This window comes from Streptomyces spongiicola (assembly GCF_003122365.1).
Lineage (GTDB): Bacteria > Actinomycetota > Actinomycetes > Streptomycetales > Streptomycetaceae > Streptomyces > Streptomyces spongiicola.
The window spans coordinates 4,205,285-4,228,889 of record NZ_CP029254.1; the positions used below are offsets into that span (position 1 = coordinate 4,205,285).

The following is a 23,605-nucleotide window of genomic DNA, read 5'->3' on the forward strand; positions in this document are numbered from 1 at the left end:
CCGACATGTCCTTCCCGCTCCTCACCGCGGCGGCGGCGCTCCCGGCACTCGGCGCGATCGCCACCGCCGCCGTCCCCGCCGGCCGGCGCACCGCCGCCAAGTGGCTGGCCCTGCTGGTCTCCCTGGGCACGCTGGTGCTCGCGGCGGTGATCGCCGTCCGGTTCGAGCCCGGAGGCGAGCGCTACCAGCTCACCGAATCCCACTCCTGGATCGCGGACTTCGGGGTCCGCTACGAACTGGGCGTGGACGGCATCGCGGTGGCGCTGATCGCCCTGACCGCCGTACTGATCCCGTTCATCATCCTGGCCGGCTGGCACGACGCCGACCCCTCCCCCGTCCCCGGCGGGGACACCCCAGCCGAGACGAAGAACTACCGGTGGCGGCCGACCCAGGGCTTCTTCGCCCTGATCCTGTCGGTCGAGGCGATGGTGATCCTCTCCTTCGAGGCCACCGACGTCTTCCTCTTCTACATCCTCTTCGAGGCCATGCTCATCCCGATGTACTTCCTCATCGGGGGCTTCGGGGACCGCGCCCACACCGGCAGCGACGAGCACGCGGCGGCCCAGCGCTCCTACGCCGCGGTGAAGTTCCTCCTCTACAACCTGGCCGGCGGCCTCATCATGCTGGCCGCGGTCATCGGGCTCTACGTGGTCGCGGGGAACTTCTCGCTCACGGAGATCGCCGCGGCCCGCGCCGACGGCACCCTGGAGATGGCGACCGACACCGAGCGGCTGCTGTTCCTCGGCTTCTTCTTCGCCTTCGCGGTGAAGGCGCCGCTGTGGCCGCTGCACACCTGGCTCCCCAACGCGATGGGCGAGTCGACCGCCCCGGTCGCCGTGCTGATCACGGCGGTGGTCGACAAGGTCGGCACGTTCGCCATGCTGCGCTTCTGCCTCGGGCTGTTCCCCGAGGCATCCGAGTGGGCGACTCCGGTGATCCTGGCCCTGGCCCTGGTCAGCATCATCTACGGTGCCCTGCTCGCCGTCGGCCAGCGCGACATCAAACGCCTGGTCGCCTATGCGTCGATCTCCCACTTCGGCTTCATCGTCATGGGCATCTTCGCGATGACCACCCAGGGCCAGTCGGGGTCCACGCTCTACATGGTCAACCACGGGATCTCGACGGCCGCGCTGATGCTGGTGGCCGGTTTCCTGATCTCGCGGCGCGGTTCCCGGCTCATCGCCGACTACGGCGGAGTGCAGAAGGTCGCGCCGGTTCTCGCCGGCACCTTCCTGATCGGCGGCCTGGCGACCCTGTCGCTTCCGGGACTCGCGCCGTTCGTCAGCGAGTTCCTGGTACTCGTCGGGACGTTCGCGCGCTATCCGGTGGTCGGCGTCATCGCGACCCTCGGCATCGTGCTCGCCGCGCTCTACACGCTGGTGCTGTACCAGCGGACGATGACCGGACCGGTGAAGGAGGAGGTGCGGACCCTGCCCGATCTGCGGCTGCGCGAACTCGTGGTGGTCACCCCGCTCATCGCACTGCTGATCTTCCTCGGCGTCTATCCGAAACCGCTGACGGACATCGTCAACCCGGCCGTCGAGCACACCATGTCCGACGTCCAGCAGAAGGACCCCCGGCCCGAGGTGGAGGCGGCCAAGTGAGCACGACAGCTGTCCACGGCCTGTGGACCACGGCGGCGGCTCAGCCGCTTGACAGGATCCAGGCCCCGCACATCGAGTACGCACAGCTCGCGCCCATGCTGATCGTGTTCGGGGCGGCGATCCTCGGTGTGCTGGCCGAGGCCCTCGTCCCGCGCAGGGGCCGCTACCACACACAGATGTTCCTCGCCGTCGTCGCGCTGACCGCCGCGTTCGCCGCGGTGCTCGGCCTGGCCGCCGGGGGCTACGGCACGACCAGGGCGGGCATCGCGGCGATGGGCGCCATCGCGGTCGACGGCCCCGCCCTGTTCCTGCAGGGCACGATCCTGCTGGCAGCGCTGGTCGCGGTCTTCACCTTCGCCGAGCGGCGGCTCGACCCCTCGGCGGACGGCAGGCGCGTCGACTCCTTCGCCGCGCAGGCCGCCTCCGTACCGGGCAGCGACAGCGAGAAGGCCGCGGTCAAGGCCGGGTTCACCACCACCGAGGTGTTCCCGCTGGCCCTCTTCGCAGTGGCGGGCATGCTCGTCTTCCCCGCCGCGAACGACCTGCTGACGCTGTTCATCGCCCTGGAGGTCCTCTCCCTCCCGCTCTACCTGCTGTGCGCACTGGCCCGCCGCAAGCGGCTGATGTCGCAGGAGGCCGCGGTGAAGTACTTCCTCCTCGGCGCCTTCTCCTCCGCCTTCTTCCTCTTCGGCATCGCCCTGCTGTACGGCTACGCGGGCTCCGTCGCGTACGCGCGCATCGCCGACGTGGTCGACGGCACCGTCCAGACCATCGACCCGGCGCTCGCCGCCACCATGGGCAACGACGTCCTGCTGCTGATCGGCGGAGCCATGATCCTCATGGGTCTGCTCTTCAAGGTCGGCGCGGTGCCGTTCCACATGTGGACCCCGGACGTCTACCAGGGCGCGCCCACCCCGGTCACCGGGTTCATGGCGGCGGCCACCAAGGTCGCGGCCTTCGGCGCGCTGCTCCGGCTGCTCTACGTGGTGCTGCCCGGGCTGAGCTGGGACTGGCGGCCGGTCATGTGGGCGATCGCCATCGTCACCATGCTGGGAGGGGCGATCGTCGCCATCACCCAGACCGACATCAAGCGGCTGCTGGCGTACTCCTCGATCGCGCACGCCGGCTTCATCCTCGCCGGTGTCATCGCGGCGACTCCGGAAGGCATCTCGTCGGTGCTCTTCTACCTGCTCGCCTACTCCTTCGTCACCATCGGCGCGTTCGCCGTGGTCACGCTGGTGCGCGACGCGGGCGGCGAGGCCACCCACCTGTCCAAGTGGGCCGGTCTCGGCAGGCGGTCGCCGCTGGTGGCGGCGGTCTTCGCGGTCTTCCTGCTGGCCTTCGCCGGGATCCCGCTGACATCGGGCTTCTCCGGGAAGTTCGCCGTGTTCCGGGCGGCCGCGGAGGGAGGCGCCGGAGCGCTGGTCGTGATCGGTGTGATCTCCTCCGCGATCGCCGCGTTCTTCTACATCCGGGTGATCGTGCTGATGTTCTTCAGCGAGCCGCGGCCGGAGGGCCCGACGGTCGCCGTCCCGTCACCGCTGACGATGACGACGATCGCGGTCGGCGTCGCGGTCACACTGGTGCTCGGGGTGGCGCCCCAGTACTTCCTGGATCTGGCGGGCCAGGCGAGCGTGTTCGTGCGGTAGGCGGCGGTCCGCGGGGGGTCTCTCCCGCACGACCCGAGGGCCCGCTGCCCTCCGGAGGGGATGCTGCCGGCACCGGCATCCCCCGGAGGGCGCCGGGCCCTCGCGCTGCGCAGGCCCGCGCGGCCGGCCGGCCCGGAAGCGACTACGCTCGGTCATAGGGCGAGACCGTCGGTCGAGGAGGAACGTCATGATCGACCAGTACCAGGAGCCCGAGTACACCACGCCCTCGCAGGCCGAGGGAGAGGACCGGGAGTCGACCGAGGAGCAGCACCCCGACGTCGACCGGACCACGCCTTCCCAGGCCGAGGGCGAGCGCATCGCGGACGACATGGCCTGACCGGGTCCGAACCGGGTCGGGACCGGGTCCGAACCGGGTCGGGACACCCGGCGCCGGCGGTTCCGCGGCGCCGCCCGACACGGTGGAGCACCCATCACGCCGGGGGGAGGGCCCGCCCGTGCCCCGCCCGCTCTCCGCGGACCGCGCCGGAGGCACGGGAGGGGCCCCGGCGGCTTCGGGTGCCCGCCACCACCGCCGGGCCTGCGCGGAAGAGCCCCGCCGCCACTCACGGGCCTGCGCGGAAGAGCCCCGCCGTCATCCGGCGGCAGGCGCGATCCGGCCGGTGACCTCGCCGAGGCCGACCCTGACGCCGTCCGGGCCGGGCGCCCACGCGGTGACGGTCACCTCGTCCCCGTCCTCGAGGAACGTCCGCTTCCCGTACGGCAGCTCGAGCGGCTCACGGCCGTTCCAGGTGAGTTCGAGCAGCGAGCCGCGCTGGTGCACGCCGGGACCGCTGACCGTGCCGGACCCGTAGAGGTCCCCGGTGCGAAGCGAGGCGCCGTTGACGGTCATATGGGCCAGCTGCTGGGCCGCGGTCCAGTACATGGTTGCGAAGGGCGGCTCGGACACGATCTCCCCGTTGACGGCGACGGAGATACGCAGGTCGAAGCCGCCGGGCTCCTCGTCGCCCGAGTCGTCGAGGTACGGCAGGAGGCCGAAGTCCCGGGTGGGCGGGGAGACCCGGGCCGCGTCCAGGGCCTCCAGCGGGGTGACCCAGGCAGCCACGGACGTGGCGAACGACTTGCCGAGGAACGGGCCGAGCGGCACGTACTCCCAGGCCTGGATGTCGCGAGCGGACCAGTCGTTCAGCAACTGCAGCCCGAAGACGTGGTCGCGGAAACCGTTCAGCGGGACGGGCCGGCCGAGTTCCGACGGGGTGCCGACGACGAAGCCGACCTCCGCCTCGATGTCCAGCTTGGCCGACGGGCCGAAGACGGGGGCCGCGTCGCCCGGGGCCTTGCGCTGCCCGGAGGGGCGGACGACCTCCGTACCGGACACGACGACGGTTCCCGAGCGGCCGTGGTAACCGATCGGCAGGTGCTTCCAGTTGGGTGTGAGCGGCTCGCCGTCCGGGCGGAAGATGCGCCCCACGTTGGTGGCGTGGTGCTCGCTGGCGTAGAAGTCGACGTAGTCGGCCACGTCGTAGGGGAGGTGGAGGGTCACCGAGCCCAGCGGGTGGAGCAGCGGCTCGATGTCACGGCGGTGGGCCGGCACCGTCACCCAGGCCGTGAGCGCCCGGCGCACGTCCCGCCAGGCGGTACGGCCGGCCGCGAGCAGCGCGCCCAGACCGGGCTGCGCGAGCAGCGCCGCGTAAGGGGAGCCGAGGGCCTGCGCCGCGGCTCCGGCGTCGAGCACATGGCCGCCGATCCGGACCCCGAGCCGGCGCCGGTCCGGCTCGTCCGCCGTGGTGAAGACGCCGTACGGGAGGTTGTGCGGGCCGAAGGGATCGCCCTCGGCCAGATCGAGCGGGCTCTGCTCGGGCATCGGTGCTTGCCTCGCTTTCCACGGGTGTGGAGGACACGTTACGTGGAGTGTGCAGCCGGCGTCAGGGCCCGCCCGGACACCCGGCACGGGGCCGCCCGGCCCGTGCTCCGGTCAGTCAGCGCTCCGGGGGATCCGTCCCTGCCGGGCGTCGTGGAGGACCGCCTCGCGGCCGTGCCGGCACAACGCCTCGCCGGTGGTGGGGGAGTGCTCCCCGTCGCGACTGACGACTGACGACTGACGTCCGGCGTCCGGCGTCCGAGTGCCTCTCGCGAGTGCGTCTCGACCGCCGTGTCCCCGATGGCGCGGTCCCGTCGTTCGGCCGGCAGGGCGGGTACTCGGGCAGGGCCGGCACGGGCTCGCCGGTGACCGGGCGCCTGACCCGGCGGCCTGACCCGTCGGTCGGACCCGGCGGCTTGACCCGGCAGCAGGGCCGTACGGCAGGCCCGTGCCCCCTCCGGGGAGTCGCGTTCCGGGATCCTGACGCCGACCCTGCGGGTCCCGTACGGGTAGCCGGCGCCGGTCTTCCCGACGGCGGTCCCGGCGGGCTCGGCACACTGTTCCGGGGGCCGCGCCCGCCCGCGGGAAGGGGAGGCCGCAGCGCTCCGCGGGCCCATGTGAACCCGTCCCCGCGGGCATGATCGAGATTCCGGACAAGGCTTCCATGTCCAGTCTTATCAGCTGATCAAGAACATACCGGGGGTGGCGGGAAGGCGCCCATGGTGATCGAAAGGCGACCGGATACGCTGACTTGAGTGGTGGCAGCGACACATCGACAATCCGTGTGATCGTCAGCAGACAGGAGTACCTCTCGTGACCGTCGTCGGGCCGTTCGGGCTGAGCGTGCGGGACCAGGCTCTTGAGGCCGATGTCCAGGCCGGGTTGGCGGCCGTGGAGTCGGGGCTTCTCAACGCCACCAAGAGCGGGGTTCCCTTCATCACGGAGGCGGCGCAGCACCTCGTACGAGCCGGCGGGAAGCGGTTCCGGCCGCTCCTGGTGATGCTGGCCGCCCAGTTCGGGGACCCCGACGCCCCGGGAGTGGTGCCCTCGGCGGTCGTCGTCGAGCTGACCCACCTGGCGACGCTCTACCACGACGACGTGATGGACGAGGCCGAGGTGCGCCGCGGGGTGCCCAGCGCCAACGCGCGCTGGGGGAACTCCCTTGCCGTCCTCACCGGCGACTTCCTCTTCGCCCGGGCCTCGCACATCCTGGCCGACCTCGGCCCCGAGGCCGTCCGCATCCAGGCCGAGGCGTTCGAACGCCTGGTGACCGGCCAGATCCTGGAGACGGCCGGACCGCGCGACGGCCGGGACCCGGTCGAGCACTACCTGGACGTACTGCGCGGCAAGACGGGGTCGCTCGTCGCCGTCTCCTGCCGTTTCGGGGCGATGATGTCGGGCGCCGACGAGCGGACCACCGACGTCCTCACCCAGTACGGCGAGCGGCTCGGCGTCGCCTTCCAGCTCGCCGACGACGTGCTCGACATCGCGTCCGACTCCCACGAGTCCGGCAAGACCCCCGGCACCGATCTGCGCGAGGGAATCGCCACCCTCCCGGTACTGCGGCTGCGGGAGCAGGCGGACGCACACGGCCGGCGAGAGGACCTGGAGCTGGTCGAGCTGCTCTCCGGTGATCTGACGGACGACGCCCGGCACGCCGAGGCGCTGGCGAGGCTGCGGGTCCATTCCGCCCTGGCGCAGGCCAGGCGCGACACGGTGCGGGCCGCGCAGGAGGCCCGCGCGATGCTGGAGGCGCTCCCCGAGTGCATCGCGAGGGCCGCGCTGGAGGAGCTGTGCGACGCGGTGGTCCACCGCGCGGGCTGACGCGCCGGCCCCCGGACGTGCCGCCTGCCGCCTGCCGCCGGGCGGCGCTGTCACCGCGCGGGCCGACGCGCCGACCGCCCTACCCCTACTGGAACGGTGCCCGAACCGGCCCCCGTGTCATACCGCAGCAGTACGCGGAGTTGATCCCGGGGGCTGACGCGTTCGTCTGCGCGATTTGGTCAGATGGACGGCAACCACTCCTCACCGAAACGACCGAAACGGGTGAGAATGGCGGCGCGGGGTGGACTTGTGCACTGGACGGATGACGCCGCCGATCACGGAGGTAGGGCACACCATGGCACCGAAGGACACCGTACGGACCACCGACGAGACAGGGGAGGGCAGCGTCGTCCGCCGGAAGGCGGCGCGGTACGCGGTCCCGGTCGCGGTGGCGGGGATCGCCGCGGCGACCATCGGGCTCGTCCCGGCGCTCGCCGCGTCCGGTGACCCCGATCTGCCGGACGTCACGGCGGAGGAACTCATCGCGAAGATCGCCGCGTCGGACGCGGAGCAGCTGTCCGGCACGGTCAGGATCAGCACCGACCTGGGCCTCCCGTCGCTCGCCGGGCTGGCCGGTGACGCCGCGGACGGCCTCGTGCCCGGCGCGGGGAAGGGCGGCTCGTCCGCCGCGCCCGACGCCAGGCTGATGGAGCTGGCGTCCGGCACCCACACGCTGCGGGTCGCGGTCGACGGTCCCGACCGGCAGAAGCTGTCGATCCTCGACGACGCAGCGGAGTACAGCGTCATCCGCAACGGCGACGACGTCTGGGCCTACGACAGCGAGTCCGGCGAGGTCTACCACGCGGAGGACGCCGAGGACGCCGAGGACGCCGGGGCGGCCGCAGAGCGGGAGCGCCCGGCCCCGCAGGAGCCGTCCACCACCCCGCAGGAACTCGCCGAAGAGGTGCTGAAGGCCGCGGGCGACACCACCTCGGTGACCGTCGACGGCACGGCCAGGATCGCCGGCCGCGACGCCTATCAGCTGCTTGTGAAGCCGAGGCAGAGCGGCTCGACCGTAGGCTCCGTCAGGATCGCGGTGGACGCCGAGAACGGTGTGCCGCTGAAGTTCACCCTGCTGCCGAGCGGTGGCGGAAAGGCCGTCGTCGATGCGGGCTTCACCAAGGTCGACTTCTCCCGGCCGCCCGCGTCGACCTTCGACTTCACCCCGCCGAAGGGTGCGAAGGTGACCGAGGCGGACGAACTCGGCGGCCCGGAGAAGGGGGCGGCCCGGCACGCCGAGGACCTGGCGGGTCTGAAGGGCCTGAAGGGTATCGAGGGTCTGGAGGGTCTGGAGGGCGTCGGGGGCCTGGGTCCCGTCGGGGAGGGCGGTCAGGCGGTGAACGTCATCGGCGAGGGCTGGACGGCCATCGCCGAGATCAAGGCCCCTGGCGGCGCCGGCACCACAGCCCCCAAGCCGGGCGACGCCCCGCCCGAGGCCCGGAAGCTGCTGGACTCCTTCGGCGACCGGGTGAAGGGCGACTTCGGCACCGGCACGGTCTTCAAGACCCGCCTGGTCAACGCGCTGATGACCGACGACGGCAAGGTGTACGTGGGCGCGGTCACGCAGGATGCCCTCGTCGGGGCTGCGAACGCGGCGAAGTAGGACGGCCGGGGTGCGGGGCGGGTCCACCGTTTCCCGCACCCCTGTTCCTGCCCCGGCACACGCAGAGGCCGGAAGGCTCACGAGGGGGCGGACGACCGGTGTCGCCGCCATCGGGACGTGCGGTTCGGATCGGCGGCGAGGGCGCGGTGCGCCTTGAGGGCTTGAGGGACGTCCCGGCCTGAAGGTGCGGTGGCGTCGGGCGGTGCGTGGCGGGATGGCGTGGTGGCGTCGGGGCGGTGCGTGGCGGGATGGCCCTGTGGGGTCCGGGCGGCTCGGCCGGCGTGGGCCGGTCCGGGAATGACCGCATGCGCACACGGTGTCGCGTGCGCATGCGGCCCGTGGGGGGTGGGTCCGGAGCCGGCGGTTCAGAAGGTGAGCCGCCAGCTGTCGATGTAGCCGGTGTCATAGCGGGCCACGTCCTGCACCCTGAGCTGCCAGGTGCCGTCGGCCGTCTCGCCGGAGGCGTTCACGGTGTACGTCGTGATGACGTTGTCGGCGGAGTCGCTGCCGCTGGAGTCCTTCAGCCGGTACGCGGTGCCGTCCGGCGCGAGCAGGTCGACCACGAGGTCGCCGCGCCAGGTGTGCTTGATGTCCACGCCCACCTTGAGGGCGGCCGGCGCGTTGCCCGTGCGTCCCGACACGGTGACGGGCGAGGTCACCGCGGCACCGTTGTCCGGGATGGCGACGTCCTCGGTGGTCTCGTAGACGTCGCCGGGCGGCACGGTCGACCCGGCGGACAGGGTCCAGACGGCGTACGCCATGGCGTCGCTGTTGCGGTCGAGCGCCGTGTCGTTGATGTTCGACGTGGTGTCGCAGGACGAGTGGTAGCAGCGGTCGAAGGCCTGGCCGGCCGTCCCGCCCCACTTCTGTGCCTGCGCAGTCGACTTGGTACGGCCGGCGCCCGTGAACAGACCACCCACCGCTATCCCGGCGTTCTTGAACGAGGCGTGGTCCGAACGGCCGTCGCCCTCGGTCTCGATCTCGGTCGGCACGCCGATTCCGGCGTAGAAGTCCTTGAAGGTCTGCTCCATCACCGGGTCGTCGTCGTAGACGAAGTAGCCGGGGTTCGGTGAGCCGATCATGTCGAAGTTCAGATAGCCGGAGATCTTCGAACGGTCCGTGGAGGAGAGGTTGCCGACGTAGTAGCGGGAGCCGACGAGTCCCAGCTCCTCCGCGCCCCACCAGGCGAACCGCAGATGCTTTGCGGGCTGCAACTGGGCACGGGAGACGGCCAGGGCGGTCTCCAGCACGCCGGCCGACCCTGAGCCGTTGTCGTTGATGCCCGGTCCCGAACTCACGGAGTCGAGATGGCCGCCGGCCATCAGCACCTGGTCGGGGTCGCCGCCCGGCCAGTCGGCGATCAGGTTGTAGCCGGTGGAGCCGGAGGAGGTGAACTGCTGCACGGTGGTGGTGAAGCCGGCCGCGTCCAGTTTGGCCTTCAGATAGTCGAGCGAGGCCTTGTAGCCCGGCCTGCCGTGGGCGCGGTTGCCGCCGTTGGCGCCGGCTATGGACTGGAGCTCGGACAGATGGGCCTTGACGTTGGCGAGCGGGATGTCCGGCGCGGCGAGCGCTGCCGTGGAGGTGGCGGCGGCTGCCCCGGAGACGGATGCGGAGGCGGAGGCCGGGGGGCCACCGGGCGCCGCGGTCGCCGGAACCGCCGCGGTGAGCAGTCCGGCGAGGGCGAGAACAGCGGCGGCGGCGGTACGTCTGTGCGCGGAGTGACTCATGTGGGGGCTCCGGATTCCGTACGGGGACAGGACGGAACGTGCGAGACCCCCTGCGACGACGGCGTCGCAGGGTGCTGGAGCTGTGCGCGGTGCGGCTGTGTGCTGAATGTTCAGCGAGAGGGTGACTGACCGTCAAGGGCGGAAACCGGTCAGTCGGGTTCGATAGGCGGACATCGTGGATCAGCCGCCCCCGCACGGTGCTGGGGGCGGGATCCGTCCCACGCCGGGCCGGGAGGCCACGCGAGCCTTCGCCGGGAGGACCACCGGCTTTCCTCGATGCCCCGGATGCCCTCAAGCCGTCGAGTCCCCGATGCCCAGATGCTCTCAAGCCGTCGATCGCCCCGATTCCCCGGATCCGCCGATTCCCCGGATCCGCTGGCTCCCCGGATCCGCCGATTCCCCGGATCCGCCGGCTCCCCGGATCCGCCGGCTCCGCCGGCAAGGACGGTGTCGTGGGCCGTACTTCCCCGGGCGCGGGGTTGTTCCCGGAGGGTCGGGATGTCGTCAGGCCGCGGGCTCCGGACGCCGCCCGGGAGCCGTCTCCGGGGCCGCCGGTGCCTCGGGCGGCGAGTCCGCGGCTGCCGCGGCGCGGGCCTCGGCCGCGAGCCGCGCCGCCTCCGCCCGGACGCGCCGGGCGTTGCGCAGCGCATCCCAGGTGAGGATGGTCAGCGCCAGCCACACCAGCGAGAACCCGGCCCACCGCTCGGCTGGCATGGCCTCGTGGAAGTAGAGGACACCCAGCAGGAACTGGAACACCGGTGCCAGGTACTGGAGCAGCCCCAGCGTCGAGAGAGGTACCCGGATCGCGGCCGCGCCGAAGCAGATCAGCGGCACCGCGGTGACGATCCCGGTGGCGGCGAGCAGGGCGGCGTGCCCGGCTCCGTGCGCGCCGAAGTCGGCCGCACCCCGGGAGCCCAGCCACAGCAGATAGGCGAGGGCCGGCAGGAACTGCACCGCCGTCTCGGCCGCCAGTGATTCGAGGCCGCCGATGTTGGTCTTCTTCTTGATCAGCCCGTAGACCGCGAACGTGAAGGCCAGGACCAGCGAGATCCACGGCGGCCGGCCGTACCCGACCGTGAGCACCAGCACCGCGGCGAAGCCGATGCCGACGGCCGTCCACTGTGCGGGCCGCAGCCTCTCCTTCAGCAGCAGCACGCCCATCGCTATGGTGACCAGGGGGTTGATGAAGTAGCCGAGCGACGCCGCCACCACCTGGCCCGCGTTCACCGCCCAGATGTAGACACCCCAGTTCACCGTTATCACTGTGGCGGCGACGGCGATCAGGCCGAGCCGGCGCCGGTCGCGCAGCAGGGGGCGGAGCCATCCCCAGCGGCGCAGCGCCAGCAGGGCGATCCCGACGACCGCGAGGGACCACACCATGCGATGGGCGAGGATCTCGACGGCGTCGGCCGGCTTCAGCAGCGGCCAGAAGAGCGGGACCAGGCCCCACATCCCGTAGGCACCCATCCCGTACAGCAGGCCCATGCGCTGCTCGTTGTCCGCCTTCACCGAATCTCCTGCCGCGCCGTGCCGCCCTGTCCCGGTCGAAGGTAGCGCCGGGCAGGGCGCGGTGTCATGTTCGTATCGCCATACGGTCATGACGGAGCCGCCGGTGGGGGTCGGGAGTACCGCGACGGACTTCTCCACCGCGTCGGTCTCCCCGGTCGCGGTGGCCTTTCCCGGGCGGGACGGCCGGACGGGCCGGCCGGGGCGGTCGGGGCGGTAGACGCGGGCAGGACGGACGGGACAGACAGGGCGGACAGGACGGACCAGACCGGATTGGACGGATGGATCGTGCGGGTCGGGCATGAGGGGCCGGACTGGACGGGCCGGACAGGAGGGGGCCCGGACCTCCTGAGCGGGGGTCCGGGCCGGTGTTCGACAGGGGTGCCGGGTGTCCGGGGGCGACAGGCGTCAGCCGACGACGGTCCAGGTGTCGTTGCCCGTGAGCAGCGCGCCCAGGTCGCCCTTGCCGTTCTGCTCGATCGCCGCATCGAGCTGATCGGCCATCAGGGTGTCGTACACGGGGCGCTCGACGCTGCGGAACACCCCGATGGGCGTCTGGTGCAGCGTGTCAGGGTCGGCCAGCCGGGACAGCGCGAACGCGGTCGTCGGACTGGCGCTGTGGGCGTCGTGGACGAGGATCCGGGACTCGTTCTCCGCGGAGACCGTGACGACCGTGAGATCGCCGGTCGCCGGGTCCCGCACCACGCCCTTCGAGCCGCCGGGGCCGAACCGGATCGGCTGCCCGTGCTCCAGCCGGATCACCGCCTCCTCGGCCTGATCCTTGTCCTTGAGCGCCTCGAAGGCGTTGTCGTTGAAGATGTTGCAGTTCTGGTAGATCTCCACCAGGGCCGTGCCCGGATGGTCCGCCGCCGCGCGCAGCACCTCGGTGAGGTGCCTCCGGTCGGAGTCGATCGTGCGGGCGACGAACGACGCCTCGGCGCCCAGCGCCAGCGACACCGGGTTGAAGGGCGCGTCCAGCGAGCCCATCGGCGTCGACTTGGTGATCTTGCCGAGTTCGGAGGTGGGGGAGTACTGCCCCTTCGTCAGACCGTAGATCCGGTTGTTGAACAGCAGGATCTTGAGGTTGACGTTGCGCCGCAGGGCGTGGATGAGGTGGTTGCCGCCGATGGACAGCGCGTCGCCGTCACCCGTGACGACCCACACGCTCAGGTCACGCCGGGAGGAGGCGAGCCCGGTCGCGATCGCGGGGGCGCGGCCGTGGATCGAGTGCATCCCGTAGGTGTTCATGTAGTACGGGAAGCGGGAGGAGCAGCCGATGCCGGAGACGAAGACGATGTTCTCCCTCGCCAGGCCGAGCTCGGGCATGAAGCCCTGCACGGCGGCGAGGATCGCGTAGTCACCGCAGCCCGGGCACCAGCGGACCTCCTGGTCCGACTTGAAGTCCTTCATGGACTGCTTGGCCTCGGCCTTGGGAACCAGGGACAGCAGTACGGACGCTGTCTCAGTCATCGATGGCCTCCTTGAGAGCCGCCGCGAGCTGCTCGGCCTTGAACGGCATTCCGTTGACCTGGTTGTACGGCTGTGCGTCGACGAGGAACCTCGCCCGGATCAGGGTGGCGAGCTGGCCCAGGTTCATCTCCGGCACCACTACCCTGTCGTAACGTCCGAGAGCCTCCCCGAGATTCCTCGGGAACGGGTTGAGATGCCTCAGATGGGCCTGGGCGATGGCGCCGCCCTCACGGCGGATGCGGCGGACCGCGGCGGTGATCGGCCCGTATGTGGAACCCCAGCCGAGGACCAGCGTCCTCGCGCCGTCGGGGTCGTCGACCTCCAGGTCCGGGACCTCGATGCCGTCGATCTTGGCCTGGCGGGTGCGGACCATGAAGTCATGGTTCGCCGGGTCGTACGAGATGTTCCCGGTGCCGTCCTGCTTCTCGATGCCGCCGACCCGGTGCTCCAGACCCGGCGTGCCGGGCACGGCCCAGGGGCGGGCCAGTGTCCGCGGGTCGCGCTTGTAGGGCCAGAACACCTCGGTGCCGTCCTCGAGCGTGTGGTTCGGGCCCGTGGCGAACCGGGTCCGGAGATCCGGCAGCTCGTCGACGTCCGGGATCCGCCACGGCTCGGAGCCGTTGGCGAGGTACCCGTCGGACAGCAGGAGCACCGGGGTGCGGTACGTCAGCGCGATCCGGGCCGCGTCAAGCGCCGCGTCGAAGCAGTCCGCCGGGGTGCGCGGGGCGACGACCGGCACCGGTGCCTCGCCGTTGCGGCCGTACATGGCCTGGAGCAGGTCGGCCTGCTCGGTCTTGGTCGGCAGGCCGGTCGAGGGCCCGCCGCGCTGGATGTCGACGACGAGCAGCGGCAGTTCCAGAGACACCGCCAGGCCGATGGTCTCCGACTTCAGGGCCACGCCGGGGCCGGACGTGGTGGTCACGGCCAGCGAGCCGCCGAACGCGGCACCGAGCGCCGCGCCGATACCGGCGATCTCGTCCTCGGCCTGGAAGGTGCGCACGCCGAAGTTCTTGTGGCGGGACAGCTCGTGCAGGATGTCCGATGCCGGGGTGATCGGGTAGGAGCCGAGGTACAGCGGCAGGTCGGCCTGCCGGGACGCGGCGATCAGCCCGTAGGACAGCGCCAGGTTGCCCGAGATGTTGCGATACGTGCCGGGAGGGAACGCGGTGCCGGCCGGGGCCACCTCGTAGGAGACGGCGAAGTCCTCGGTGGTCTCCCCGAAGTTCCAGCCGGCCCGGAACGCCGCGACATTCGCCTCGGCGATCTCCGGCTTCTTCGCGAACTTGGCTCTCAGGAACTTCTCGGTGCCCTCGGTGGGCCGGTGGTACATCCACGACAGCAGGCCCAGCGCGAACATGTTCTTGGAGCGCTCGGCCTCCTTGCGGGAGAGCCCGAACTCCTTGAGCGCCTCGATCGTGAGTGTGGTCAGGGGGACGGGGTGCACGCTGTAGCCGTCCAGCGAGCCGTCCTCCAGCGGGGAGGTCTCGTAGCCGACCTTGGTCATGGCGCGCTTGGCGAACTCGTCGGTGTTGACGATGATCTCGCCGCCGCGCGGTACGTCGGCGATGTTGGCCTTCAGTGCGGCCGGGTTCATCGCCACCAGCACATGGGGGGCGTCGCCGGGGGTGAGGATGTCGTGGTCGGCGAAGTGCACCTGGAAGCTGGACACGCCCGGCAGGGTGCCGGCGGGCGCCCGGATCTCGGCGGGGAAGTTGGGCAGGGTCGACAGGTCGTTCCCGTACGAAGCCGTCTCCGAGGTGAAGCGGTCACCCGTCAGCTGCATACCGTCACCGGAATCACCCGCAAAGCGGATGATCACCCGGTCCAGTTGGCGTACTTCCTTCTCGCCGGGAGGCCGTCGCTGCCCCCCGACGAGGGACTCCCCGGCCCCGTCTGCCTCGTCCGCGTGCTCTGCTGGGCTGCTGACCTGGCTGGTCACTGAACTGGACCTCCCTCGAGGCGGCTGGTTCGCGGCCGGCGTACCGGTCGCTCCATGGTCAACCCTACGTCCGTGAGCACGGCCTTCCGGGGACCGCTCACATGTCGGACGTCGATCTGAGATACCGCCGTGTCCTGGTTTGCCATGTTCCGTTCGCCCCCCGGTCTGTTCGCCGGGAAGGTTCCCGGTGATCGATCGCATCTAACTGACAGGGTGTCAGGTAGCGATGGTTCCGGACAGGTGGGCACGGCCGACACACGCCGACCGCCCCCGCACCCGCTCCCGTCCCTGTCCCCGCTCCCGCACCCGCCCCTGTCCCCGCTCCCGTCACCGAGAGTCGGTCCGGAGCCGCGGGAGACGCCGCCCGGGGCTTCTCCGCGGCACCGCCGCTCACTGCGGGCCGCCGGGCGATCACGCCTGGGTGCCGGGGCCCGGGCGGTGGCGGCGCGAGCGGACGGCCGCGTGCACGGCCCCGTCGGGACGGGCCGGGGCATCCGCAGGTCGACGGCGACGACGCCCGGAAGGCCGTCCCGAGCGGCCGGATACCCCGTCGGCCCTGATCGGCGCGCATGCGTCCCCCTCCGGCGTCCCTGCATCCCGCGTCCTGCATCCTGAGTCCTACGGCCCGCGTCCGGTCGCCCACAGCATCGCACCGTTCGCGCGGCCGGGCAGCTGTTTCGTGTGCGCGGGGCCTGCGGCGCCTGCGGGCCGCGGGGCCGGTCACGGGCCGCGGGGCGATCGGGCGCGGTGCACACCCCCAGGGCGGCGGTGCCGGTTCCCGGGCGCGACGCCGTTCCCGGGCGCGACGCCGTTCCCGGGCGCGGTCCCGGTTCTCGGTCGCGGTCCATGGTCCTGGTCTCGGTTCCGGGACCCGTGGCCCTGGCTGTCAGGCCCGGTGCCCGGTGCGGGCGCGGGGCGAGGTCCCTGCCCTCCCGCAGGGCGGCCCCGATCAGGCCGTCCGTCGCGGGCGCGGGGCGAGGGCGGACGAGGGGCGGGGCCGGGAACGCCGTCCGGTTCCGCGGCCGACAATCCGTCCGGTTCCGCGGCCTGCGATCCGCCCGGCCGTATCCGTGCAGGTCATAAGGGGCGTGGGAAGGCGGGGGCGGGGATATCCGCACCGGCGGGATATCCGTTCCGGTGCGATGACCGACACGCCTGCTTACCGTTTCTTTAACAGGGCCTAGACTCCCGTGCGTACAGATCGTCGAAGGGGCAGGGAGCGAGGGGCGGACGTGCGGACACCTCCCGATTCGTCGACCGTGCTCGCGGCCGACTACTTCCAGAGCTACTCGGTCGTCGGGCTGCTCGCCGTCGTCGGCGTGCTCTTCGTCGCCGTGGCGTTCGGTGCGGGACGCCTGCTGCGGCCGGTCGTGCCGACGCCGGAGAAGCTGCTCACCTACGAGTGCGGGGTCGACCCCGTGGGAGAGGGCTGGGCGCACACCCAGGTCCGCTACTACGTGTACGCCTTCCTCTACGTGATCTTCGCAGTGGACTCGATCTTCCTGTTCCCGTGGGCCACGGTCTTCGCCGCGGCCGGATACGGCGCGACGACGCTCGTGGAGATGTTCATCTTCCTCGGCTTCCTGGCCGTGGGAATTCTCTACGCATGGAAGAAGGGCGTCCTCACATGGACGTGACCCCGCGGACCCCGGGAGCGGAGGGCCCCGAGCCGGCCGCTGACCCGGTGCTGCTGCCGGAACCCAGGAGGCTGGGAGCCCTCTCCCGGCTGGCGCCCGAGCCGATGAAGGTGATCCTGAACTGGGGCCGCCGCTACAGCCTCTGGGTCTTCAACTTCGGCCTGGCCTGCTGCGCGATCGAGTTCATCGCCGCGTCGATGGCACGGCACGACTTCATCCGCCTCGGTGTGATCCCGTTCGCGCCCGGTCCCCGCCAGGCCGACCTGATGGTTGTCTCGGGCACGGTCACCGACAAGATGGCGCCCGCGGTGAAGCGGCTGTACGAGCAGATGCCCGAGCCCAAGTACGTCATCTCCTTCGGAGCCTGCTCGAACTGCGGCGGCCCGTACTGGGACTCCTACTCCGTGACCAAGGGCGTCGACCAGATCATCCCCGTGGACGTCTACGTCCCGGGCTGCCCGCCGCGGCCCGAAGCGCTGCTGCAGGGCGTTCTCAAGCTTCAGGAGAAGATCGCCCGCGAGTCGCTGGGCGAGCGGTACGCCACCGCTCCCGGGCGGGCCTCGGTGAGCGAACTCCGCAGCGGGCTGGTGACCCCGCCCGCGCCGGCCGGGAGCGTCCCGGACTCCCCGTCCGGCGCGACGCCGCCGGGTGAGGCGCCGGACGGGCGCGGGTCCGACCGGGGAGCCGCCTCGTGAGCACCTTCGGGACGGACATCGCGGAGCGCTTCGGTCCGGAGGCGACCGCCGAGGCGGCGTACGAGCTGCTGACCGTGGACGTCCCGGCCTCCTCCTGGCCGGACGCGCTGCGGATCGCCCGCGACGAACTCGGCTGCACCTACTTCGACTGGCTCAGCGCCGTCGACGAGCCGGGCACCGGCTTCCGCGTCTGCGCGCACGTCGTCTCGCTGGAGAAGGGGGAGAAGGGGGAGAACGGGGAGGCGGGAACCTCCGTGCGCAGGCTGATGCTGCGTACCACCGTCCCGCACGACGCACCCGCGCTCCCCACCGCGGTGGAGGTCTTCCCGGGAGCGGGCTGGCACGAGCGCGAGACCCACGAGATGTTCGGCGTGGACTTCACCGGCCATCCGCACCTGGCGCCGCTGCTCCTCCCCGAAACGTTCGAAGGGCACCCGCTGCGCAAGGACTTCGTACTCGCGGCGAGGGTCGCCAAGGCATGGCCGGGCGCGAAGGAGCCGGGCGAGTCGGAGCACGGCGGACCGAAGCGGCGCCAGATGCTGCCGCCCGGCGTCCCGGACCCGAACGAGTGGGGCCCCCTCAAGGGCCGGCTCCCCGCTGCCCCCACCCGCCCGGCCCGCACCCCGCGCGCCGCCGGCGAACGCCCTCCGCGCCGGACCCGCAGCGCGTCGGAGGGGTCGGCGAGTCAGGCCGGTTCGGGCGGTCCGGCGGCTTCGGGCGGTCCGGCCGACACGGCGGGTCCGGCGGCTTCGGGCGATCCGGCCGCCGCGGCGGAGGGACCGAGGGCAGCCGGCGGCGGACCCGTTGCGCGGCGCTCCCGTTCCGCCGCCGAGGGGTCGGCGAGCCAGGCACCCGTTCGACGCTCGCGGTCCGCGTCCGAGGGCTCGGCCGATCCGCGCGGCGCTGCGGAGGAGGCGGCCGCCCCGCCAGGCAGCGCCCACGGCGCCGCGGACCGGCCAGCGGGCCGGCCCGGCGAGGCGGAACCCCCGTCGGCCCCGGCCCCGGGCACCCGCGGCGCCGACGCTCCCTGGCACCATGCCCGCCCGGCGTTCGACGCCTCGGAGCGGCCGAGGCCGGAGTCCGCGGCTCAAGCCGGACGGGGCGAGCGCGAGGCGCCGTTGTCGCCCGGGGGCGCCGCTGCCGGGACCCGGCCCGAGGCCGGTGCGGGTTCGGGCAGTGGCAGTGGCAGTGGCAGCGGCACCGTCGGCACCGAGCAGGGCAAGGACGCGACCGGATCCCCGCATGTGTCGGGGCCCGAGCGTGAGTCCGCCCCCGAGCAAGGACCCGAGCCGGGGCCTGAGCGGGAACCCGAACAAGGACCCGAGCGGGAACCCGCCCCTGAGCCGTCACCCGAGCCGTCCCCTGAGCCGTCACCCGAGCGCGACCCGGGGGCGGGCCCCGACGGCGCCCCGGCCGCGTCCCCACCCTCTCGGCCAGGCCCCGACGGCACCCCACCCTCGTCCCGGACACCCTCGTCCCGGACACCCCGGCCGGGCGGCGGGTCCGATGAAGGACCCGGTCCGCGGCCCGACGACGCCACAGGAGGCGACCGCGCGTGAACGACGCACTCGACGTCGCCCTGCGGCTCCTCGCCGTGTTCGCCGTGTTCCTGGTGCTGCCCCTCGTCATCGGGCAGACCGAGCACAAGGTGATGGCCCATATGCAGGGCCGGCTCGGCCCCATGTACGCCGGCGGCTTCCACGGCTGGGCGCAACTCGTCGCGGACGGGGTGAAGTTCGCGCAGAAGGAGGACGTGGTCCCGGCCGCCGCCGACCGCCGCGTGTTCCAGCTCGCGCCGGCCGTCGCGCTCCTCCCGTATCTGCTCGTGCTGGTCGCGATCCCGATCGGTCCGGGCGAGGGAGCGGTCGGCGTCGTCGTCGACGCGGGCGTCTTCTTCGTACTCGCCGTCATGGGCGTCGGTGTGCTCGGTTCGCTGATGGCGGGCTGGGCCTCGGCCAACAAGTTCTCGCTCCTCGGCGCCCTGCGGACCGCCGCGCAGCTCCTCGCCTACGAGCTGCCGATGCTGCTGGCCGCCGCGTCCGTCGCCATGGCCGCCGGTACCGTCTCCCTCCTCGGCATCCTGGACGCCTTCGAGTGGTGGTGGCTGCCCTGGCAGATCGTGGGCGCCCTGGTGTTCTTCGTGGCGGGTCTCGCCGAGTTGCAGCGCCCGCCGTTCGACATGCCGGTCGCCGACTCCGAGATCATCTTCGGCGCGTACACGGAGTACACCGGACTGCGCTTCGCCCTGTTCCTGCTCGCCGAGTACGCGGGCATCGTCGTCCTCTGCGGTCTGACCACCGTCCTCTTCCTCGGTGGCTGGCACGGCCCGTTCGGCGCCGAGGGCCTCGGCTGGCTGTGGACCCTGCTGAAGACCGCGGTGCTCGCATTCGTCGTGATCTGGATCCGTGTGTCCTATCCGCGGCTGCGGGAGGACCAGCTCCAGCGGCTCGCCTGGACGGCGCTCGTTCCGCTCGCCCTCGCCCAGATCGCCCTCACCGGCGTCGTCAAGGTGGTGATCCAGCCATGACCGGCTCCCATCCGCCGTCCCGGTCCCGCATCCCGGGATCCGGCCTGGCCAAGGGGCTCGCCGTCACCCTGCGGACGATGACGAAGCGCGCGCACACCGCGCGGTACCCCGACGTGCAGCCCGAACTCCCGCCCCGCTCGCGGGGTGTGATCGGCCTGTTCGAGGAGAACTGCACGGTCTGCATGCTCTGCGCCCGCGAGTGCCCCGACTGGTGCATCTACATCGACTCCCACAAGGAGACGGTCCCGGCCGCCGCACCGGGGGGGCGTGAGCGCTCCCGCAACGTCCTCGACCGGTTCGCCATCGACTTCTCGCTCTGCATGTACTGCGGCATCTGCATCGAGGTGTGCCCCTTCGACGCGCTGTTCTGGTCGCCGGAGTTCGAGTACGCGGAGACCGACATCCGAGAGCTGACCCATGAGCGGGACAGGCTCCGCGAATGGATGTGGACGGTTCCGGCGCCGCCCGCGCCGGACACGGCCGCCGAGGAGCCGAAGGAACTCGCCGCGGCCCGCAAGGCAGCGGAGAAGCTCGCCACCGCGCACGCCCGGGCCGGCGAGGCCGGGCAGGCGCCGGGGGCACCGGACGCCACGGGCCAGGCCACTCCTCGGGACGAGGGGGGCCGTCCATGACCCTCGCCCACGCCGTCGCCCAGACCGGGAACGGCTTCCTGTCCCCGACGGGTGTCGAGATCGCCTTCCTGCTCGTGGGCGTCGCCACCCTGGCCGCCGCCGTCCTCACCGTCACCACCCGGCAACTGGTGCACGCCGCCCTGTGGCTGGTCGTGGCGCTGGGCGGGCTGGCCGTCGAGTACCTCCTGCTGACCGCCGAGTTCATCGCCTGGGTGCAGGTGCTGATCTACGTCGGCTCCGTGGTCGTCCTCCTGCTCTTCGGGCTGATGCTCACCAGGGCCCCCATCGGCCGCTCCCCCGACGCCGACTCCGGTAACCGCCCCGCCGCACTCACCGTGGCCGCCGCCGCGGCGGCCGCCCTGGTCTGGGTGGTCGTCGACGCGTTCCGTACGACGTGGATCGACCTCGAAGGACCGGCCCAGGGCTCCACCCGGGTCGCCGGTGAGATCCTCTTCCGGCACTGGGTGCTGCCGTTCGAGGCGCTCTCCGTGCTGCTGCTCGCCGCGCTGGTCGGAGCGATCGTCCTGTCCCGCAGGAGCGCCGAGGGCCGGGAGGGGAAGAGCTGATGCATCTCGTCTATCCGGCGGTGCTCTCCGTCCTCCTCTTCTGCACCGGGCTGTACGGGGTGCTCGCGCGCCGCAACGCGATCCTGGTCCTGATGTCGGTCGAACTCATGCTCAACGCCGTCAACCTCAACCTCGTCGCCTTCGACGTGTGGCTGCGCGACGCGCTGCACAGCGGCCAGGCCCTGACCCTGTTCACCATCGCCATCGCCGCCGCGGAGATCGGTATCGGCCTGGCGATCGTCCTGATGGTGTACCGCAACCGCGGCACCTCGGACATCGACAAGCTCCGCGACACCGCCGAGGGCCGTGAACCGGCCGGCGGCCCCGCGGCGGCGGAGAAGGCCGAGGCCACCGCGTGAACACGACGACCCTCGCCGTTCTCGTCCCCCTCCTTCCCCTCCTCGGCGCCGCCGCCGGCCTGCTCCTCGGCCGCACCTCGCCCGGATTCACCCGGCCCCTGGCCGTGCTCCCCACGCTGGCCGCCGCCGTGCTCGCCGTACTGGTCGCCGTACGCCAGGGCGGCGGACGGCCGATCAGCGCGTCCACCGAGCTGACCCCCACCGGGTCGGTGCCCGTCGAACTGGCCCTCTACCTCGACGGCTTCGCCGTCCTGGTCGCGGTCCTGGTCGGTGTCATCGCCTCCTGCGTGCAGATCTACTCGACGGCCTATCTGCGCGACGACCCGCGTTACCCCTCCTACGCGGCCCTTGTCTCGCTGTTCACCTCCGCGATGCTGCTCGTCGTCTACTCGGGTGACCTGATGGTGCTGCTGGTCGGCTGGGAGGTCATGGGCATCTGCTCGTACTTCCTGGTCGGCCACTACTGGGAGACGCCGGAGGCACGGGCGGCCTCCCTGAAGGCGTTCCTGGTCACCAAGCTCGGTGACGTGCCCTTCCTCTTCGGTCTGTTCGCGCTGGCCGTGGACGCCGGAACGTTCCGCATCACCGGAATCCTCGGCGCCGTCGCGGCGGGGGCGATCGAGCACCCGACCCTGGTGGCGCTGCTGCTGCTCGCCGGTGTCGCGGGCAAGTCCGCCCAGTTCCCGCTGCACACCTGGCTCCCCGACGCCATGGCCGGCCCCACACCGGTCTCCGCGCTGATCCACGCCGCGACGATGGTCGCCGCGGGCGTCTACTTCGTCGCCCGGCTCCTCCCCGTCTTCGCCGCGTCCGCCGCGGCGCTGACCGTCCTCGCCGTGCTGGCGGCGATCACCATGGCGGGCGCCGCCCTCGCCGCCCTCGCCCAGGACGACATCAAGCGGGTCCTCGCCTACTCGACGATCAGCCAGCTCGGCTATATGTCGGGTGCGCTGGCCGTGGGGGACCGCGGCGCCGCCCTCTTCCACCTCCTGTCGCACGGTGCGTTCAAGGCACTCCTCTTCCTCGCGGCCGGTGTGGTCATCCATGCCGCAGGCACCAACTCGCTCGCCGCGATGTCCCGGATGAGCGGCCTGGCCCGGCGGATCCCCGACGCCTACTGGACGATGACCATCGCCCTGCTGGCGCTCGTCGCCATCCCTCCCTTCGCCGGCTTCTTCTCCAAGGAGGCCGTGCTCGTGGCAGCCGAGCGGACCGCGCTCGGGGAGTCCGCCGCCCCGGTCGCGGCGGGCTGGGCCGTGCTGGTCTCCGGTCTGCTCACCGCCCTCCTCACCGCCGCGTACGCCACCCGCCTGTGGCTGCTGGCCTTCCGCGGCCGGGGCGCCGAGGCCCCCGACCACGGTCGGCAGCCCGCGGCGATGACCGCGGTCCTCTGGGTGCTGGCCGCACCGTCGCTCGCCTTCGGTCTGACCGCGGGCTTCATCGACGACTGGTTCGACGGCAGGCCGCTGCAGCCGACCCTCACCACCGCGGTACTGGGCACGGGAGTCGCCCTCGTCGGCGGGCTCGTCACCTACGCCACCTGGCGGCATGCGACGGCCCTGGCCGCACGTGTCCCGATCGGCGACGTCGCCGCCCGCCCCGAGGCCGGGCCCCCGGTCTCCGAAGCCCCGGTCTCCGAAGCCCCGGTCTCCGAAGCCGCCGTCTCCGAACCCCCCGAGGCGGTCACCAGCCGTGAACCCGTGTACCGGGACATCGCCGCCGCAACCGACCCGGCCGACCCCGGCCGGCTGCTGCTCGGCCCGCTGCACCGGCCCGCCGCGGCGGGCTTCCACCTCGACGCCGTCTACCGCGCCCTGTTCGTACGCCCCGTCACGGCCGGCGCCCAACTGGTCGGGTTCCTCGACCGGGAGGTCGTCGACACCTATGTGCGCGGCGCGGGAACCGGCACCAACTGGCTCGGGTGGCTCGTCCGCCAGGCCCAGACCGGAAACGTGCAGACCTATCTCAGCGCACTGCTGGCCGGCTCCGTCGTCCTGGCGATCGCCGTCGTACTCGTCGCCGCGGGAGTGTGAGCCGTGCTCGATATC

The 23,605-nt window shown here is 72.1% G+C and carries 18 protein-coding genes; 13 read left to right on the forward strand and 5 right to left on the reverse strand.

Annotation, left to right across the window (positions count from 1 at the left end):
• The first annotated feature begins 5 nt into the window (after positions 1 to 5).
• The 3 genes from DDQ41_RS18565 (at position 6) to DDQ41_RS31715 (ending at position 3,590) form a co-directional block, all read left to right on the forward strand.
• On the forward strand, positions 6 to 1,604 hold the full coding sequence (locus tag DDQ41_RS18565) for an NADH-quinone oxidoreductase subunit M (RefSeq protein ID WP_109295495.1): 1,599 nt from the start codon (positions 6 to 8) through the stop codon (positions 1,602 to 1,604).
• On the forward strand, positions 1,601 to 3,253 hold the full coding sequence (gene nuoN, locus DDQ41_RS18570; protein ID WP_109295496.1) for an NADH-quinone oxidoreductase subunit NuoN: 1,653 nt from the start codon (positions 1,601 to 1,603) through the stop codon (positions 3,251 to 3,253). The genes DDQ41_RS18565 and nuoN overlap by 4 nt, the downstream gene beginning before the upstream one ends.
• Positions 3,254 to 3,440: 187 nt before the next feature.
• Entirely contained in the window at positions 3,441 to 3,590 is a 150-nt protein-coding gene (locus tag DDQ41_RS31715; protein ID WP_167450266.1) for a hypothetical protein, read from the forward strand.
• Positions 3,591 to 3,845: 255 nt separating this feature from the next.
• Here DDQ41_RS31715 and fahA read toward each other — a convergent pair whose 3' ends face one another.
• Positions 3,846 to 5,075, reverse strand: a complete 1,230-nt coding sequence (gene fahA / locus DDQ41_RS18575; RefSeq protein ID WP_109295497.1) for a fumarylacetoacetase — start codon at positions 5,073 to 5,075, stop codon at positions 3,846 to 3,848.
• An 810-nt stretch (positions 5,076 to 5,885) separates the two neighbouring features.
• Here fahA and DDQ41_RS18585 point away from each other — a divergent pair.
• Both DDQ41_RS18585 and DDQ41_RS18590 read left to right on the forward strand, forming a co-directional pair.
• Positions 5,886 to 6,896, forward strand: a complete 1,011-nt coding sequence (locus tag DDQ41_RS18585; RefSeq protein WP_109295499.1) for a polyprenyl synthetase family protein — start codon at positions 5,886 to 5,888, stop codon at positions 6,894 to 6,896.
• Positions 6,897 to 7,191: 295 nt separating this feature from the next.
• Positions 7,192 to 8,499, forward strand: coding sequence for a LolA family protein (locus DDQ41_RS18590; protein WP_109295500.1), 1,308 nt, complete (start codon positions 7,192 to 7,194; stop codon positions 8,497 to 8,499).
• 365 nt (positions 8,500 to 8,864) lie between these two features.
• Here DDQ41_RS18590 and DDQ41_RS18595 read toward each other — a convergent pair whose 3' ends face one another.
• The 4 genes from DDQ41_RS18595 to DDQ41_RS18610 all read right to left on the reverse strand — a co-directional run bounded on the left by DDQ41_RS18595 (position 8,865) and on the right by DDQ41_RS18610 (position 15,141).
• Positions 8,865 to 10,226, reverse strand: coding sequence for a M28 family metallopeptidase (locus tag DDQ41_RS18595; protein ID WP_109295501.1), 1,362 nt, complete (start codon positions 10,224 to 10,226; stop codon positions 8,865 to 8,867).
• Between the two features lie 504 nt (positions 10,227 to 10,730).
• A complete protein-coding gene (rarD, locus tag DDQ41_RS18600) occupies positions 10,731 to 11,735 on the reverse strand; it encodes an EamA family transporter RarD (RefSeq protein ID WP_109295502.1) in 1,005 nt (334 codons plus the stop codon).
• A gap of 405 nt (positions 11,736 to 12,140) precedes the next feature.
• Complete coding sequence (locus DDQ41_RS18605) at positions 12,141 to 13,202, reverse strand: 2-oxoacid:ferredoxin oxidoreductase subunit beta (protein ID WP_109295503.1); 1,062 nt, start codon at positions 13,200 to 13,202, stop codon at positions 12,141 to 12,143.
• The gene (locus tag DDQ41_RS18610; RefSeq protein ID WP_109295504.1) at positions 13,195 to 15,141 is read right to left on the reverse strand and encodes a 2-oxoacid:acceptor oxidoreductase subunit alpha; all 1,947 of its coding nucleotides are present in this window, start codon (positions 15,139 to 15,141) and stop codon (positions 13,195 to 13,197) included. Before DDQ41_RS18610 ends, DDQ41_RS18605 begins: the two co-directional genes overlap by 8 nt.
• Before the next feature lie 1,232 nt (positions 15,142 to 16,373).
• On the opposite strand from DDQ41_RS18610, the gene DDQ41_RS18615 reads away from it, so the two are divergent.
• From DDQ41_RS18615 to DDQ41_RS18650, 8 genes are read left to right on the forward strand one after another with little or no spacing between them, the layout of a single operon-like run.
• The gene (locus DDQ41_RS18615; RefSeq protein WP_109295505.1) at positions 16,374 to 16,778 is read left to right on the forward strand and encodes an NADH-quinone oxidoreductase subunit A; all 405 of its coding nucleotides are present in this window, start codon (positions 16,374 to 16,376) and stop codon (positions 16,776 to 16,778) included.
• Positions 16,769 to 17,473, forward strand: a complete 705-nt coding sequence (locus DDQ41_RS18620; protein WP_109295506.1) for an NADH-quinone oxidoreductase subunit B — start codon at positions 16,769 to 16,771, stop codon at positions 17,471 to 17,473. The genes DDQ41_RS18615 and DDQ41_RS18620 overlap by 10 nt, the downstream gene beginning before the upstream one ends.
• The gene (locus tag DDQ41_RS18625; protein WP_109295507.1) at positions 17,470 to 19,032 is read left to right on the forward strand and encodes an NADH-quinone oxidoreductase subunit C; all 1,563 of its coding nucleotides are present in this window, start codon (positions 17,470 to 17,472) and stop codon (positions 19,030 to 19,032) included. Before DDQ41_RS18620 ends, DDQ41_RS18625 begins: the two co-directional genes overlap by 4 nt.
• Positions 19,029 to 20,000 carry a complex I subunit 1/NuoH family protein gene (locus tag DDQ41_RS18630; RefSeq protein ID WP_109295508.1) on the forward strand — a complete coding sequence of 324 codons (972 nt, stop codon included), beginning with the start codon at positions 19,029 to 19,031 and terminating at the stop codon, positions 19,998 to 20,000. Before DDQ41_RS18625 ends, DDQ41_RS18630 begins: the two co-directional genes overlap by 4 nt.
• Positions 19,997 to 20,632 (forward strand): NuoI/complex I 23 kDa subunit family protein, encoded by a 636-nt coding sequence (locus DDQ41_RS18635; RefSeq protein ID WP_109295509.1) that lies wholly within the window; start codon positions 19,997 to 19,999, stop codon positions 20,630 to 20,632. Before DDQ41_RS18630 ends, DDQ41_RS18635 begins: the two co-directional genes overlap by 4 nt.
• Complete coding sequence (locus tag DDQ41_RS18640; protein ID WP_109295510.1) at positions 20,629 to 21,198, forward strand: NADH-quinone oxidoreductase subunit J family protein; 570 nt, start codon at positions 20,629 to 20,631, stop codon at positions 21,196 to 21,198. Before DDQ41_RS18635 ends, DDQ41_RS18640 begins: the two co-directional genes overlap by 4 nt.
• Positions 21,198 to 21,557 (forward strand): NADH-quinone oxidoreductase subunit NuoK, encoded by a 360-nt coding sequence (gene nuoK, locus DDQ41_RS18645; protein WP_109295511.1) that lies wholly within the window; start codon positions 21,198 to 21,200, stop codon positions 21,555 to 21,557. The genes DDQ41_RS18640 and nuoK overlap by 1 nt, the downstream gene beginning before the upstream one ends.
• Positions 21,554 to 23,590: an NADH-quinone oxidoreductase subunit 5 family protein gene (locus DDQ41_RS18650; protein WP_109295512.1), complete on the forward strand. Its 2,037-nt coding sequence runs from the start codon at positions 21,554 to 21,556 to the stop codon at positions 23,588 to 23,590. Before nuoK ends, DDQ41_RS18650 begins: the two co-directional genes overlap by 4 nt.
• Positions 23,591 to 23,605 lie beyond the last annotated feature (15 nt).